14 protein-coding genes and 1 pseudogene are annotated in these 14,957 nt (G+C 74.9%); 9 read left to right on the top strand and 6 right to left on the bottom strand.

Going from position 1 to position 14,957, the window contains the following annotated elements; translation table 11 throughout:
• Positions 1 to 46: 46 nt before the first annotated feature.
• Positions 47 to 922, bottom strand: a complete 876-nt coding sequence (locus tag ACFVTF_RS34415) for a hypothetical protein (protein ID WP_387817961.1) — start codon at positions 920 to 922, stop codon at positions 47 to 49.
• Between the two features lie 66 nt (positions 923 to 988).
• Positions 989 to 2,533, bottom strand: a complete 1,545-nt coding sequence (locus ACFVTF_RS34420) for a hypothetical protein (protein ID WP_371522965.1) — start codon at positions 2,531 to 2,533, stop codon at positions 989 to 991.
• 194 nt (positions 2,534 to 2,727) lie between these two features.
• Between ACFVTF_RS34420 and ACFVTF_RS34425 the strand changes: the two genes are divergently transcribed.
• The 5 genes from ACFVTF_RS34425 (at position 2,728) to ACFVTF_RS34445 (ending at position 7,083) form a co-directional block, all read left to right on the top strand.
• The gene (locus ACFVTF_RS34425) at positions 2,728 to 3,771 is read left to right on the top strand and encodes an IPT/TIG domain-containing protein (RefSeq protein WP_387817962.1); all 1,044 of its coding nucleotides are present in this window, start codon (positions 2,728 to 2,730) and stop codon (positions 3,769 to 3,771) included.
• Positions 3,772 to 4,048: 277 nt separating this feature from the next.
• Complete coding sequence (locus ACFVTF_RS34430; protein WP_387817963.1) at positions 4,049 to 4,585, top strand: hypothetical protein; 537 nt, start codon at positions 4,049 to 4,051, stop codon at positions 4,583 to 4,585.
• 140 nt (positions 4,586 to 4,725) lie between these two features.
• The gene (locus ACFVTF_RS34435) at positions 4,726 to 5,502 is read left to right on the top strand and encodes a LamB/YcsF family protein (RefSeq protein WP_244293516.1); all 777 of its coding nucleotides are present in this window, start codon (positions 4,726 to 4,728) and stop codon (positions 5,500 to 5,502) included.
• A complete protein-coding gene (locus ACFVTF_RS34440; RefSeq protein WP_387817964.1) occupies positions 5,499 to 6,125 on the top strand; it encodes an allophanate hydrolase subunit 1 in 627 nt (208 codons plus the stop codon). The genes ACFVTF_RS34435 and ACFVTF_RS34440 overlap by 4 nt, the downstream gene beginning before the upstream one ends.
• A gap of 94 nt (positions 6,126 to 6,219) precedes the next feature.
• Positions 6,220 to 7,083 carry a biotin-dependent carboxyltransferase family protein gene (locus ACFVTF_RS34445; RefSeq protein ID WP_387817965.1) on the top strand — a complete coding sequence of 288 codons (864 nt, stop codon included), beginning with the start codon at positions 6,220 to 6,222 and terminating at the stop codon, positions 7,081 to 7,083.
• A gap of 76 nt (positions 7,084 to 7,159) precedes the next feature.
• On the opposite strand, the gene rox is transcribed toward ACFVTF_RS34445, so the two are convergent.
• The 3 genes from rox to ACFVTF_RS34460 form a co-directional block, all read right to left on the bottom strand.
• Positions 7,160 to 8,587 carry a rifampin monooxygenase gene (gene rox, locus ACFVTF_RS34450; RefSeq protein WP_387817966.1) on the bottom strand — a complete coding sequence of 476 codons (1,428 nt, stop codon included), beginning with the start codon at positions 8,585 to 8,587 and terminating at the stop codon, positions 7,160 to 7,162.
• A gap of 191 nt (positions 8,588 to 8,778) precedes the next feature.
• Positions 8,779 to 9,720 (bottom strand): aminoglycoside phosphotransferase family protein, encoded by a 942-nt coding sequence (locus ACFVTF_RS34455; RefSeq protein ID WP_387817967.1) that lies wholly within the window; start codon positions 9,718 to 9,720, stop codon positions 8,779 to 8,781.
• Positions 9,721 to 9,749: 29 nt separating this feature from the next.
• The gene (locus ACFVTF_RS34460) at positions 9,750 to 10,295 is read right to left on the bottom strand and encodes an alpha/beta fold hydrolase (protein WP_387817984.1); all 546 of its coding nucleotides are present in this window, start codon (positions 10,293 to 10,295) and stop codon (positions 9,750 to 9,752) included.
• A 21-nt stretch (positions 10,296 to 10,316) separates the two neighbouring features.
• Here ACFVTF_RS34460 and ACFVTF_RS34465 point away from each other — a divergent pair.
• From ACFVTF_RS34465 to ACFVTF_RS34475, 3 genes and pseudogenes are all read left to right on the top strand, one after another.
• Positions 10,317 to 10,529, top strand: a pseudogene (locus ACFVTF_RS34465) (PadR family transcriptional regulator); the annotation flags it as partial.
• 90 nt (positions 10,530 to 10,619) lie between these two features.
• The gene (locus ACFVTF_RS34470) at positions 10,620 to 11,333 is read left to right on the top strand and encodes a class I SAM-dependent methyltransferase (RefSeq protein ID WP_387817969.1); all 714 of its coding nucleotides are present in this window, start codon (positions 10,620 to 10,622) and stop codon (positions 11,331 to 11,333) included.
• Positions 11,334 to 11,643: 310 nt separating this feature from the next.
• A complete protein-coding gene (locus tag ACFVTF_RS34475) occupies positions 11,644 to 12,486 on the top strand; it encodes an undecaprenyl-diphosphate phosphatase (RefSeq protein ID WP_371522961.1) in 843 nt (280 codons plus the stop codon).
• A gap of 123 nt (positions 12,487 to 12,609) precedes the next feature.
• Here the strand turns inward: ACFVTF_RS34475 and ACFVTF_RS34480 are convergent, their stop codons facing one another.
• Positions 12,610 to 14,121: a HEAT repeat domain-containing protein gene (locus tag ACFVTF_RS34480; protein WP_387817970.1), complete on the bottom strand. Its 1,512-nt coding sequence runs from the start codon at positions 14,119 to 14,121 to the stop codon at positions 12,610 to 12,612.
• Between the two features lie 286 nt (positions 14,122 to 14,407).
• Between ACFVTF_RS34480 and ACFVTF_RS34485 the strand changes: the two genes are divergently transcribed.
• Positions 14,408 to 14,932 carry a hypothetical protein gene (locus ACFVTF_RS34485; RefSeq protein WP_371521190.1) on the top strand — a complete coding sequence of 175 codons (525 nt, stop codon included), beginning with the start codon at positions 14,408 to 14,410 and terminating at the stop codon, positions 14,930 to 14,932.
• Positions 14,933 to 14,957 lie beyond the last annotated feature (25 nt).

Genomic DNA, 14,957 nt, shown 5'->3' on the forward strand with positions numbered 1-14,957 from the left:
GTTCTCCGTGGGCGAGTCGGGTAGGGGTGCGAGTCGGGTAGCGGGGTCAGAGCGAGTGGAACGGCAGGCCTGCGTCGGCCACCAGTTCGTCGCCGGTGTCCGGCGGCAGCAGGCTGGCGGTGCCGTCGGAGACCGGGACGATGCCGAGGTCGAGCAGTTCGGCCATGGCCGAACTGCCGGCCAGGTCGCGGACCTGGAGCTGGTAGCGGGCGGTGGTGCGGTAGGTGCCGCCGGAGTCGTCGGAGACCTTCTGCAGGAAGCCGGAGTCGACCAGGAACAGCACGGCCTTGGCGACGATGCCGATGGTGGAGCCGGAGAGCCGGCGGGCGTCCTTGGTGGCGCCGGTGGCGGTGCGCCGGGCCCAGACCCGCCAGGCGGCCTCCAGGCCGGGGGCGTCGGACTGCGGGTCGGTGTTGTCGCCCTCGGTCGCGGCCTGTTCCTCCAGGCGGCGGCAGGCCTGGCGGACGAAGGCGTCGACGCCGTTGACGGTGATCCGGCCGAGGTAGCCGTCGTCGGCGAGGTCCTCGGGCCGGGGGAACGCCATCGCGGCGACGGCGAGGTGGGCCAGGCCGTGCAGGAAGCGGTCGGTGGACTCGGTGGCGGCGCGGCGCGAGTAGTCGCCCATCCGGACGGCGAACAGCGAGTCCTCGGCGGCGGCGACGGCCATGCCGGCGCGCGGCGAGACCTCCAGGACGACCAGGCCCATGCCGGTGGCGACGGCGTCGGCGAGCCGGGCGAACGGCGGGTCCTCGCGGTGGCGGCGGACGAGTTCGGCGTACTCGGCGTCGCGGGCTGGGAGCAGCTTGGCCTGGAGGCCGAAGGAGACCAGCCGGGCTGCGTCGGCGACGTCGCCGGGGGTGATCGGGGCGGGGGCCGCGGGTTCGGTCTCGGCCGCCCAGGACGCGTCGTGGTGGGTCGTCACGGGCGGTGCTCCTCGGGGCTGTTGCTGGTACGGGCGATCTGGTGGTGCGGCGGGGCGGCGGCTTCGTCAGCCGGCGTCCTTGCGGTCGGCGGCCATGCCGGCCGCGTCGAGCAGGGCGCTGCCGACGATCAGGTCGGCGCCGCCGAACTGCGGGTCGCGCAGCGGGGTGCCGTCGTCCACGGCGAACAGCAGCCGCTCCTCGCCCTGTCGGTAGGCGGTGCCGACCGGCGGGCTGGCCGCGTGGACGGCCAGCAGGGCGACGAGGTACGGCAGCTCCGGGTCCTGCTCGCGGGCCTCGGCGAGCAGGCCGGAGAGCCGGCGGGGGGCGTCGGCGGGCAGGTCGAGCAGGAGCAGCGCGGCCTCCAGCTGGGCTTCGGAGAAGCGGCTGTCGTCCGGGGTGGCGACCAGGTCAGGGTCGGGCAGTTCGGCGCCGAGGTGCTCGCGCTCGACCGGCGGGGTGAGCAGCAGGTCGACCAGGTCGGCGACCCGGACGGAGACCGGGGTGCGCAGGCCGGCGCCGCGGGCGAAGAAGGCACCGGTGGGGCCGACGGCCTGCTCGACCGGCAGCCGCAGCACGGGGGCGAGCAGTTGGCCGTAGAGGTCGATGCCGCTGCGGGCGCCGGGGGTGGCGAAGGCCTGCCGGTCCTGCTCGGCGCGGAACAGCGGGCCGGCCTCCAGCAGGCGGGTCTGCAGCTTCGTGTGCCGGCGGATGCAGTCCTTGACGATGTCGAGCAGCTCGGCGGCGCGGCGCTTGTGCTCGGCCCCTTCGGGGGTGTGGGGCTCGGCCTCGTCGCGGGCCTTGCGGATATTGGTGAGAATCGCGTTCTCGTGCCGGTAGCGGTCGGCGATGTGGTCCAGCGCCTCGTCGATGAGGTCGGGGATGGCGCGCATCCAGTCGACGGCGCGAACGTTGCGCCGGGTCGCGTCGAGGGCGCGGCGCAGCGTCTCGGCGTACTGCACGGTGCGGTAGCGGGCCTGCTCGGCGGCGAGCTGGGCGTCGGCCAGGCGGCCGCGGCGGATCAGCACCTCCAGCTTGACCTCGGCGGCGATCTGGGCCGAGGTGACGTCGGTGTCGAGCGCGCCGACCAGGACGTTGACCGCCTCGTCGGTGGTGCGCAGGTAGACGCCGCCGTCGGGGCCGGGGACCTCCTCGATCAGCTTGAAGTCGTAGTCGCGCCGGACGTACGCGCCGTCCGCGCCGAAGGTGCCGTAGACGGCGCGGAAGCCCCGGTCGACGCTGCCGACGTTGATCAGCGACTCCAGCACCCAGCGGGCGACCCGCTCGTGCTCGGCGGCGGGGCGGCCGGCGGCCTGGGCGGCGACCCGGGGCAGCAGGCGGGCGAGCACTATGTCGCGGTCGGCGCCGGTGTCGAAGTCCATGTGCAGGGTGACCAGGTCGATCGCGGCGAGGCCGACCTCGGCCATCGCGTAGCCGCCGTACTCGCCCGCCAGGTTGACCTTGCGGTTGTCCAGGTCGTGCAGGGGGGCGGTGCAGGCCAGCGCCTTGAGCCGGCGGGCCAGGCCCTCGTCGGCGGCGGGGCCGGGCGCGGGCCTCGCCGCGACGGACCCGGCGGGCGGCCGGGGGCCGGGCAGGGTGGGCGGGTCAGCGATGGCGGTCACGGTGGACAAGATTAGAGGTTCGCACCGACATCGACCGAAACGGGCCTTGTGGGCGGGCTGCGCGGCAGGCCGGAGGGCGTGTCGGGGGTGAATTCAGAACGGGATTTCGACGGGATTCCGCCAATTCCGAACCGATATTCGGCAAACCCGTGAAGGCGGCGCGTCGCTACCGTGATGATCGGCCTATGATCACTCGACTGGTCAAAGCAGGCTTCGCCGCCGCGCTGGCCGTGACCACCCTCGCCACCGGTGCCGCCGCCTCGTCAGCCGCCCCCGCCGACGCCCCCGCCGTTCAGGGGCAGCACGTGACCGCGGCCCTCAACGGCTTCCTGCCCGGCACCACCCCTCCCGGACCGGGCAAGCTCTCGGCCGGCTGGACCTCCGCCGGCACCCAGGACCTCACCGGGCCGACCCACATCACCGTCGACCTGCCGCCCGGGCTCACCACCGAGCTCGGCATGTTCTTCTCCACCCCGTACGACTACACCTTCACGGAGTCCCTCTCGCCCGACGGGCGCCACCTGGACGCCGTCCTCATCGGCACCCGCAGGCCCGGGCGCTACGAGTTCATGAAGCTGAACGTGGGCCGCGACTACACCCAGCAGCTGACCGGCCAGATCGTCGTGACCGTGTCCAATCCGAACGACACCGACCCGACCGGCCACGTGACGGCCCTGTCGGTCGACGGGACCACCCCGGCGCCGGTCGTCCAGGCGCCGCCCACGGTCAACGGCCTCGACACCACCACCGGCCCGGGCGCGGGCGGCACCGCGGTGACCGTCAGCGGCAGCAACCTGGCGCACGGCATGGTGCTGGTCGGCGGCGTCCCGGCGGCCGGCACCTGCACCGACACCGCCTGCACGGTGACCACTCCCGGCGGCTCGGGCAGCGCCCCCGTCTCCGTGGTGACCCCCGGCGGCACGGTCGCGGCGCCGGCCGCCTTCGACTACACGGGCGCCCCGCCCCCGCCGCCGCCCGCGCCGACGGTCGGCAACCTGACCTACTCCTCCAGCGGCCCGGCCGCCGGCGGCACCCAGGTGTACCTCCAGGGCACCAACCTGACGTACGGGACGGTCGCGTTCGGCGGGGTGCCGGCCGCGCACGTCTCCTGCGGCCCGTCCTTCTGCTCGGCCACCTCCCCGGCGGCGGCGGGCCCCGGCCCGGTGGACGTCACGGTGACCACGGCGGGCGGCACCAGTGCCCCGGTGACCTTCACGTACACCGCGTAGTCCCGACGCAGTAGTCCCGACGTACACCGCGCAGTCCCGGCGGTTCCGATGCCCGGGTGCTCCGGCACCCGGGCATCGGCGTGTCCGGGGGCGCGCGCCCGCACGGCGCCCGTGGGTGGCGCGGCGGCCCGGCGTCCGTGGGTGGCGCGGCGGCCCGGCGTCCGGGGCGTGCCCGCACGTCAGGCGCTAGTTGAACACGTTCAAAAGCAGGGTCTAGAGTCGGTTCCGTACAGACGGGACAAGGCCCCGCCTGCTCTTCGGCATGGAGGTTCGCACCATGGACACCAATCCGGGCACCGGTCCCGCGGCGGCACTGCGCAGGGTCCGGCGCTGGCTCTGGATCTTCGTGGTCTGCCTGGTGCTCAGCGGCCTGACGGCCTTCCCCCTGGAGACCGAGACCCGCTGGCTGGCCGACCTCGCGACCGGGCCGGCCGCGCCGCTGGCCGACCGCTTCCCGGCCGCGCTGGACTGGATCGAACGCGTCCGCGCCGGCGTCGCGGAGACCAACGACCGCTACCCCTTCCTGGCCTACGGCACCGACTGGCTCGCCTTCGCCCACCTGGTGATCGCCGCCGCCTTCTGGGGCCCGATCAAGGACCCGGTCCGCAACATCTGGGTGATCCGCTGGGCCGTGCTCGCCTGCGGCGCCGTCATCCCCCTGGCCCTGGTCTGCGGACCGCTGCGGGGGATCCCCCTGGGCTGGCGATTCATCGACATGTCGTTCGGAATCGTCGGCGTCGTCCCGCTGCTGATCGTGCTGCGGGCGCTGCGCCCGCTGGAACGTTCCTTCCAGGGACCGGTGGCCGCGAGCTGAGCCGGAGCCGCCCAGCGCCGCCCCAGGGCGTGTGACCAGGCGTCGCGCGCCGGTGGGCCCCCTGGGCCCGGGTCACGGGCAACGGCCTTCATCCGCAGGCCCTACCATCTGGCTCAACAGCTGCTGGAAGGCGGACGGGCGTGGCCGATGCGGTGATCGATCTCAATGCGGACCTCGGTGAGGGGTTCGGACGCTGGACGCTGACCGACGACGAGGCCCTGCTGTCCGTGGTGACCAGCGCCAACGTCGCCTGCGGCTTCCACGCGGGAGATCCGTCGACGATGCGCCGGGTCTGCGCGCTGGCCGCCGAACGCGGCGTCCGGATCGGCGCCCAGGTCTCCTACCGCGACCTGGCCGGCTTCGGCCGCCGGGCCATGGACGTCCCCCCGGAGGAGCTCGCCGACGAGATCGCCTACCAGATCGGCGCCCTCCAGGTCTTCGCCCGCGCGGCCGGCTCCCGGGTCTCCTACGTCAAACCGCACGGCGCCCTCTACAACCGGGTGGTCACCGACTCCGAACAGGCCGAGGCCGTGGTGGCCGGCGTGCTGCGGGCCGGAGCGGTCTGCGACGGACCGCTGCCGGTGCTCGGACTGCCCGGCTCCCGGCTGCTCGCCGTCGCCGAGGGCGTCGGCCTCGCGGTCGTCGCCGAGGCCTTCGCCGACCGCGCGTACACCTGGGCCGGCACCCTCGTCCCGCGCCGCGACCCGGACGCCGTGGTGCACGACCCCGAATCGGTGATCACCCGCGCCGTCGGCATCGCCCGGGACGCCTCGGTGGAGGCCGTCGGCGGCGAACGGATCGCCGTCGAGGCCCGCTCCCTGTGCGTCCACGGCGACACCCCCGGCGCCGCCCAGCTCGCCTGGCGGATCCGCGGCGCCCTCGCCTCCGCCGGGGTCCGGGTGGAGGCGTTCACGTGACGCCCCCCGCCGTCCGGCGGGTCGGCGAGCGGGCACTGCTGGTCGAACTCGACGACACGGCGCAGGTCGCCGCGCTGTACGGATGGCTGCGGGAGCGGCAGGAGAGCGGGGCGCTCGGCGCGGTCGAGGAGATCGTGCCGGCCGCGCGCACGGTGCTGCTGGACGGCGTCGCGGACGTCGACGCCCTGGCGGCCCTGCTGCGCACGGCCCGTCCGTCGGCGGCCGCGGCGGCGACCGGGCCGCTGCTGGAGGTGCCGACGGTGTACGACGGTACCGACCTCGCCGAGGTCGCCGCCCTGTGGGGGGTCTCCGAGGAGGCCGCCGTACGGATCCACACCGGGCCCGAGTACGTGGTCGCCTTCTGCGGGTTCGCGCCCGGCTTCGGCTACCTGACCGGGCTGCCGCCCCGCTACGCGGTCCCGCGCCGGGACACCCCGCGCAGCAGCGTCCCGGTCGGCTCGGTCGCCCTGGCCGGCCCGTACACCGGCGTCTACCCGGGCTCCTCCCCCGGCGGCTGGCAGCTGATCGGGCGCACCGGGCTCGTGCTCTGGGACACCGGGCGCGAGCCGGCGGCGCTGCTGGCGCCCGGGGTGCGGGTGCGGTTCACGGCGGAACGGGCGTAGCGGGGGTGCGGGCCCACGACGGGCGGCGCGCGGTCCCCGGACGGCGGGGGACGGGGTGGCGAGGGACGGGACGGGGGCGGACGGGGTGGGGGCGTTGAGCGGATTGCTGGTGGTGCGGCCCGGGCCGTTGACCACCGTCCAGGACCTCGGACGGCGCGGCGTCGCCCACCTCGGGGTGCCCAGGGCCGGGGCGCTGGACGAGCCCGCGCTGCGGGCCGCGAACCGGCTGGTCGGCAACGAGCCGGGCGCCGCCGGGCTGGAGACCACGCTCGGCGGGGTCGCCCTGCGCGCCCTCGGGCCGGTGGTCGTGGCCGTCACCGGAGCGCCCTCGCCCGTCCGGGTGGACGGGCGGCCGGCCGCGTGGGGTGCGCCGGTCGCGGTGCCGGCCGGGGCGGTGCTGGAGGTGGGGGCGGCGACCGCCGGGGTGCGCGGCTACCTGGCGGTCGCGGGCGCGATCGCCGTCCCGCCGGTCCTGGGCAGCCGCTCGACGGACCTGCTCTCCGGCCTCGGACCGGCCCCGCTCGCCGCCGGCGACCGGCTGCCGGTCGGCCCGCCTCCGCCCGACCGCCCCCGGCCCGACCTGGTGCCGCTGCCCGCTCCCCCGGCCGAACTGGTGCTGCGGCTGCGGCTCGGCCCGCACGCGGACTGGTTCGAGCCTTCGGCGCTGACCCGGCTGGCCCGCGACGGGTACCTGGTCTCCCCGGCCGGCAACCGGATCGGGCTGCGCACCGAGGGCCCGCCGGTCACCCGCGCCCGGGTGGGTGAACTGCCCAGTGAGGGCATGGTGTCGGGCGCGGTGCAGATCCCGCCGGACGGGCGGCCGGTGGTCTTCCTGGCCGACCACCCGACCACCGGCGGCTACCCGGTGATCGGCGTCGTCCCCGCCGCCGACCTCGCGGCGGCCGCCCAGGCACGCCCGGGCACGCCGGTGCGCTTCGTACTGCTGCGGGAGCGCTGAGCGTCAGCCCGCACGCCCCCCCCGGCGCTCCCGGCGCGATGGCTGTTCGCACGCCCCCGAGGCCGCCGCGGTGCGCTCAGGCGGCGGGGGCGCCGAACCACCTGGACAGGTGGCCGCGCAGGCCCTGCTGGTCCTCGCCGACCCACGCCACGTGGCCGTCCGGACGCAGCAGCACCGCGGGCACGTCCAACTCGTCGCTGACGTCGACGACATGGTCGACCCGGTCCGCCCAGCCCGCCACCGAGAGCCCGCCGGCCTGGTCGAGCAGCAGCCCGCGGCCGCCGTGCATCAGCCCGTAGAGACGGCCGCGCTTCAGCTGCACGTCGCGCAGCCGGCGGCCGAGCAGTTCATGCCCTTCGCCGAAGTCGTAGCGGACCCCGATCGCGGTGATCTTCTCGATCAGGTACCGGTTCACCTCCTCGAAGTCCGTCAGTTCCGCCAGCAGCCGGCGCACCGCCTGGGCGCCGGGCTCCAGGGACATCAGGTGGATCTGCGCGCGGGTGTTGTCCAGCACCTCGGCGGCCACCGGGTGCCGTTCGGCGTGGTAGCTGTCCAGCAGCCCCTCCGGCGCCCAGCCGTCGACCTCGGCGGCCAGCTTCCAGCCCAGGTTGAACGCGTCCTGGACACCGAGGTTGAGCCCCTGCCCGCCGGTCGGCGGGTGGATGTGCGCCGAGTCGCCCGCCAGCAGTACCCGGCCGACCCGGTAGCGCTCGGCCAACCGGGTGGCGTCGCCGAAGCGCGACAGCCAGCGCGGCGAGTGCGCCCCGAAGTCGGTGCCCGCGACGGCCCGCAGCTGCTGCTTGAACTCCTCGAAGGTCGGAGCGGCCGTACGGTCCTCGGCCACCCCCTCGGCGGGCACGATGACGCGGTATCCCCCCTCCGCCTCGCGAACGGCGCCGAACCGCAGCTGGGTCCTGCGGACCTCCGCGACGACGGCGGCGATCGTCTCCGGCTCCTCGGCCAGCTCCATGTCGCCCAGCAGCGTCTCCACCCTGGAGGGCTCGCCGGGGAACCCGACGCCGAGCAGCTTGCGCACCGTGCTGCGGCCTCCGTCGCAGCCGACGAGGTAGCGCGAGCGCAGCCGCGTGCCGTCGGCCAGTTCGGCGCTCACCCCGTCCTCGTCCTGGCTCAGCCCGACCAGTTCGCAGCCGCGCCGGAGCTCGGCGCCGAGTTCGGTGGCGTGCTCGGTCAGCAGCCGTTCGGTGACCGCCTGCGGGATGGCCAGGACGTACGCCTGGGTGGTGTCCAACCGCTCCGGCCACTCCTTGCCGATGCCGGCGAAGAAGCCGCCGACCGTGAACTTCCGTCCGAGCGACAGGAAGCGCTCCAGCAGCCCGCGCTGGTCCATCACCTCAAGGCTGCGCGCGTGCAGGCCGCGAGCCCGGGCCGGCAGGGGCTGCTCCGTCTCCTTCTCCAGCACGAGCACCCGCACGCCGTGCAACCGCAACTCGCCGGCCAGCATCAATCCGGTCGGCCCGGCTCCGACCACGATCACGTCAATCATCACAAACCCCCAGGTATACCCGCAGATCCCGGCTTCGGCCGGTCATTCTGCGGCACGGCAGGGGCCTTGCGGCAAGCCCCCCGGCGCGCTATACCTTGAGAGTGGCAAGGAGAGTCGACGAGCTCCTTGCCTTCGTGGTCTCCGGCCGCTGTTCGCCGCTCGCGGTTCTCCGCTCGCCGCGCGCGCTCCGCTCAGCGCCCCGACAGCAGTTCCGCCACCGCCCGCTGCCCCGGGTCGAGCGCCGACTCCCCGTCCTCCGCCGCCCACACGGCGTTCTGCAGCACCCGGGCGAGCGTCCAGGCGAGCGCCGCCCCGCGGTCCAGTTCCAGTGCCTCCACCAGGACGTCGAACCGCCACCACAGCGCCCGGGCGACGTCGCCGGTGGCCAGGACGTCGGCCCAGCGGTTGCGCAGCGCCGGGAGGAGTTCGAAGCCGGGGTGCCCGACGAGCGGCTTGGGGTCGATGGCGAGCCAGGGGGCGCGGCCGCCGCCCTCGGGCGGGGCGAGGACGTTGCCGTAGTGCAGGTCCCAGTGCAGCAGCCGGTCGCCGGGCTCGGTGCGGACCTCCCGCAGGGCCGCGGCGCAGTCGGCGAGCAAGCGCTGCTCGGCCGGGTCGGCGAGGGCCGCGGCCGCTGCCGGGGCCCGCGCGAGCAGATCGTCGGCGAGGTCCGCCAACCGGCGCAGGTCCGGGACTTCGACCTGACGTCTAGTCAATTCCCTGAGCAGGCACGCAAGGACGCGCAGCGCCTCCCGATCGTCCGCGACATCCAGCAGTGAACGCCCCGGGTCGAGGCGTTCCAGCAGCATCGAGCCCGAGGCCGGTTCGTGGCCGAGGAGTCGAACGGCCCCTCGCCCGCCCCAGGCCCGGAGGGCGGCCGGCTCGCCCTCGGTCTCCTCGTCCACCGGCTGGAGCTTGAGCGCTGCGGGCGTACCGTCGGCGCGGCGTACGGGCAGCACCAGTGCGACGACGCCGTGCGCGGGCGGGCCGTCCGGGCGCAGCTCCCAGTGGTCGAGCAACTCGGCCGCCAGGGCGGGGAGTCGGGCCGCCCAGGCGCGACCGTCCGGGCCGAGGAACTGCTCCAGCGACGCTGCCAGCGCGGGCGGGACCTCAACGGGCGGGACTTCGACGGGCATGGTGCGGGCTCCTCTCCGACTCCCCCAGCCTACGGTCGAGGTTCGAGGCCGGCCGCCGAGACGAAGCCGTCGAGGTTGTCGAGCATGATGTTGTGCCCGCAGTCCTTTACGGCCGCCAACCGGACGCCTGCCTCCCGGAGTTGGTCGGCGCCGCGTGGCTCGCCGTCCGCCTCCGGGTACAGGAAGGTGCGCGGGAGGTCGAAGCCGAGCAGCAGTTCGCGCATCGTCGGCACCGTCGCCCGGGCCAGGTGCACGGCGCTGCGGTACAGCGCCTCGGGCCCGGCGAGGCGCATCGTGGACCACCAGGACGGGCCGACCCACCCGGCGACCTCGTCCCGGCCGCCGGCCAGGAACTCCTCCTCGGTGAAGCTCGCGATGCCGCCGCTGCCGGGGCCGCGGCCGGGGGTGACCGGGTCCAGGTTGGCGTCGACCAGGACGAGTCGGGAGACCGACGCCGGATGCCGGTGGGCGAGGACGACGGCGATCGCGCCGCCCATGCTGTGGCCGATCACCTCGACTCCGGCGAGCCCGGCCTGCGCCAGGGCCGCGGCGACGGCGTCGGCGTGCTCCTCCAGGGTGTATCCGAAGTCGGCGGGCCGGTCGCTGAGGCCGCCGTGCTCCGCCGCCGGCTGGCCTTCCTCTCCGAGCCGGCGAGCTTCTTCTACGACGGCGACCGCCCGGTCGGCGCCGAGGAGTTCGCCGACCCGTTCCGTCGCGGCCTGCTGTTGATCGCCCGCGCCACGAGCGAGGCCGAACTCGCCTGGCTGCACGCCACCCTGGCCGAACTGGAGGACGTGCCGACGGCCTGACGGACCCACGGGCCGACGAGACTGACGGGCTGACCGAAAACCCGCTGCGGCACCTTCCCTCCCCGCCCTGCCCGTGTTCCGATGGCGCCCATGGGTAACGACACGCACAGCGGCAACGTACGACGCGAGGGGCACGAGGGAACGGGCCCGGGCGCGATCACCCCGGACGGCTGCGCCGTCGAGCTCTGGGCCCGGCTCCCCGTCGGCGACGCCCCGGACGTGATCGAGGCCGCGGTGCCCGCCGGCGCCGCCATCCTCGAACTGGGCTGCGGCGTCGGCCGGATGACGCACCCGCTGACCGACCGCGGCTTCACCGTGACGGCGGTGGACGAGTCCGCCGAGATGCTGGCCAGGGTGCGCGCGGGCATCCGCACCGTGCGCAGCCCGATCGAGCGGCTGGACCTCGGCGAGCGCTTCGACGTCGTCCTGCTCGCCTCCTTCCTGATCCACGCGGGCGACGAGGCGGTCCGCCAGGGCCTGCTGGAGACCTGCCGCCGCCACGTCGCCGCGGACGGCTGCGTGCTGATGCAGCGGGAGGGCGAGGACTGGCACCTCAACGTGCCGCGCGAGGGCAGGCTCGGCACCGACGGCGTGTCGCGCATCGTCTCCTCGACGCCGGTCGGGGACGGCGTGAATTCCGTCCACGCCGAGTACGAGTTCCCGGACGGCCGTTGGACGCACACCTTCCGCTCCCGGCCGCTCACCACCGCCGCGTTCGACCAGGCGCTGGCGGACGCCGGTCTGACGGTCGAGAGCTACCTGACGGAGGACCGCACCTGGGTCCGCGTCCGACCCGCCGGCTGAGCGGCGGAAGGGCAGGCGGCGGGGTCGACGGAAGGGCGGGCGGAAGGACGGGGGGAAGGGCCGGCGGAAGGGCCGGCGGAAGCGCGGGCGGACGAGTCGGCGGGGCACGGAAGTGCCGTCGGGCAAAGCCGGGTCAAAAGGTGAACAAAGAATAGTCATCTTCACCCCGTACCATCGGCCGCGCGCCCGCCCGTGCGCGGCCCGAGGGCCGTGCGGGTCGCGGCCTGCCCGCCTGCCCGCACGCCCGTTCCGACCTGCGAGGACCGCACATGTACGACGACCAACGGATACCCCCGGTGGGTGTCTGGTGATCGACTGGTTCCACGGGGCCGTTCTCGGCCTGATCCAGGGACTCACCGAGTTCCTGCCCGTCTCCTCCAGTGCCCACCTGCGGGTCTTCTCCGCCCTGCTGGGGTGGGACGACCCGGGCGCGGCCTTCACCGCCGTGACCCAGCTCGGCACCGAGACCGCGGTGCTGATCTACTTCCGCCGGGACATCGTCTCGATCGTGCGGACCTGGACGCTGTCGCTGTTCCGCCCGGCGCTGCGCTCGGACCCGGACGCCCGGATGGGCTGGTTCGTGATCATCGGCACGCTGCCGATCGGCATCCTCGGCAAGCTGTTCCAGGACACCATCGAGACCCACCTGCGCGATCTGCGGATCATCGGCACCACGCTGATCGTCTTCGGCCTGCTGCTGGCCTTCGCCGACCGCACCCGCGCGGTCCGGCACGCCCGGCCGATCACCGACCTCACCCTGCCGCACGCGGGCATCTACGGCCTCGCCCAGGCGCTCGCACTGATCCCGGGGGTGTCCCGCTCCGGCGGCACGATCAGCGCGGGCCTGCTGCTCGGCTACAGCCGGGAGGCGGCGGCCCGCTACTCCTTCCTGCTGGCCATCCCGGCGGTGCTCGCCTCGGGGGCGCTGGAGCTGTTCAAGATCGGCGAGGGCCCGGCACCGGCCTGGGGGCCGACCATCCTGGCCACCGCGATCGCCTTCGCGGTCGGCTACGCGGCGATCGCCTGGTTCCTGAAGTACATCTCGCACCACAGCTTTCTGCCGTTCGTGGTCTACCGGGTGCTGCTCGGCGTCCTGATCATCGGACTGGTGGCCGGCGGCGTGCTGGCCCCGGACGCGGGCGTCGTGAAGTAGAACCACGTTCTACCAGGACCCCGGAACAGCACGAGCCCGGAACAGCAGTGGGCCGGGACACCCGAGGGGTGTCCCGGCCCGTCGTTCACCAGAAGCGGGGAGGCAGCCACCGGCCGCGGGGACCTAACGCCCGAACTCCCGGGCGGCGGTCAGCCGGCCGCGGACGGCGGCGTGGACCTCGGCCTCCTCGGCCGGATCGGCGGCGAGCCTGCGCAGTCGCTCCAGCACGCGCGCGTCACCCGTGGTGGCGACATGGCGCGCGGCGAGCTCCCGGGTGGACTCCTCGCAGTCCCAGAGGCACTCGACGGCGGGGCCCTCGGGGAAGTGCACATCGGTCACGGCGAGCGCCCGGGCGGCACGGCCGCGCAGTTCGGAGGAGGCGGCCTCCCCGTAGATGTGGCGCAGCACGGGGACGGCGTCGGCGGCGACCAGCCGCCCCGCACCGTCGACCAGCGAGCCGAGCCCGGTACCGCTGACCCCGCGGACGGATACCCAGCGGCGCAGGCCGTCGACGACGAACGGCGCGTCGGCCGGCTCCCCGGCGTCGGCGAGCAGTTTGACGGCGGCCTCGCCGAGCGCGCTGTCCGCGCCCCCGGTGGCCGGGTCGGCCCAGCGGCGGGCCTGCGCCAGGATCTCGGGGCCGCGCATCCGACCGACCAGTTCCAGGGCCGCGCGCACGATCCGGTCGTCGACGTCGACGGCGGCGGCCTCGATCAGCTCGACGGCGGCCGGGTCCCGCTGGTCGACCAGGTAGCGCAGTGCCGCCCGGCGCGCGCCGGGCAGGCCGCCGCGGGCGGCCTCCAGCACGGTGGGGCGGTCCTCGGGCCGGACGACGGCGGTCAGGCAGCGGGCGGCCGCGGCGGCCCGGCGGTCCACGGCGTCGGGCGCGGCCGGATCGGCGGCGTCGGGCGCGGGCTCGGGCCGGCCGTCGGCTCCGCCGAGGAAGGCACCGGCCCCGAGGGCGCCCAGGCTCCCCTGGTCGGCCCAGGCCAGGACGTCGGCGGTGGACCAGCCCGGGGTGACGCCGCCGCGGTTGAGCTGGCGCTGCCAGAGGTCGAAGGGTGACTGCTCGCTGGCCGCCGCCACTCTCGGGTGGTAGGCCGCCCACAGCCGCCAGGGCCGGGGCTCGTAGGCGTTGCGGATGAACTCGCGCAGCTCGGCGTCGCCCTCGGGGCCCGGGGCGAAGCGGTCCAGGACGGCGGTGCCGAGCAGCAGCAGGCCGCGGTCGTCGTCGCGCAGGGCGAGCTCGTCGAGGGCCCAGGCCCAGTTGGCGCCGGTGGCGGTGTACTCGCGCAGCATCAGCAGCGCGTCGCGCCGGCCGTACGCGGCGAGGTGGCCCAGGACGGAGAGGGCGAGGCCGGTGCGGTTCTCGTCGTCGCTGACGAGGTCCTCGGCGGAGTGGAGGTGGTCCTCGATGCCGTCGAGGGGCGCTTCCAGCTCCATGTAGAGGCGGGCGTAGTAGAGGGAGCGGCTCTCGACCTGCCAGTCGGCTCGCGGATCCCTGGTGACGCACTCCTCCAGCGCGGCGATGGCCTCGGTACGGTCGGCGGCCAGCGCGTGGAGCTGCCCGTCACCGCGGCCTCGCTGCAGGAGGCCGAGGAGGCTGGCACTGGGTGCTATCACTGGCTCGAACATGAGGTCAGCATCCGTTGCGGCGGTCGTAGTGGCAACGGGATTTCCGTCGCCGGGGTCTCTGGTCGGTACTGCGGTGGGCGCCCGGGCGCCGGAATCACCGAAGGTTACCGCCTCGCGCCACCTTCCGCACACAGGGCGACGACGGCTGTTGCCACAGTGGCATATGCCAGGGGAATTTTGCCTGCGTTATGTCCAAATCGCCCGCAGGGGCGAGGGCGCTGTGCCACAGTCTTCTCACCACCGACGGCCCGCACGCGGCGGGCCACCCCCGAGCGATGGACCCGCCATGAAGATGCCCATAGGCGCCGCCCGCCCGCCGGACACCGCCACGGTGGACGGCGCCCCGGCGGGCGCGACGGACGACGGCGCGCGCGGTGAGCCGAGCGGCGACGCCGACAGCGGAACGGACGGCAGAGTGGACGGCACGGCGCAGGAGCCGTCCAAGAACCCCGACCTCGGCGACGGACCCGACGGCAGCCTCGACCACCTCATCGGCTCAGCCGAATGGGACCTCCTCACCGACCGCGTCCACTGGAACGCGGACACCTACCAGCTCCTCGGCTGCGACCCGGGCAACGGCCCGCTCAGCCTCGACCGACTGCCCGACCGCCTCCCCGAGGCCGACCGGCCCGTGCTGCGCCGGATGATGACCGACGCCCTGGTCCACGGCCGCACCTCCGCCGGCACCCTGCGGATCCGCCGCGACGGCGCCCCGCACGCCAGCGTCGAGTGCGCGGGCGAGCCCGTCCTCGGCACGGACGGCACCGTCACCGCCCTGCGCATGCTGCTGCGGCCGGCACCCCCGAACTGACCGGGGCCCGCCGGGGCCTCACCAC

This window comes from Kitasatospora sp. NPDC057940, from assembly GCF_042887425.1.
In the GTDB taxonomy this organism is placed as follows: Bacteria; Actinomycetota; Actinomycetes; order Streptomycetales; family Streptomycetaceae; genus Kitasatospora.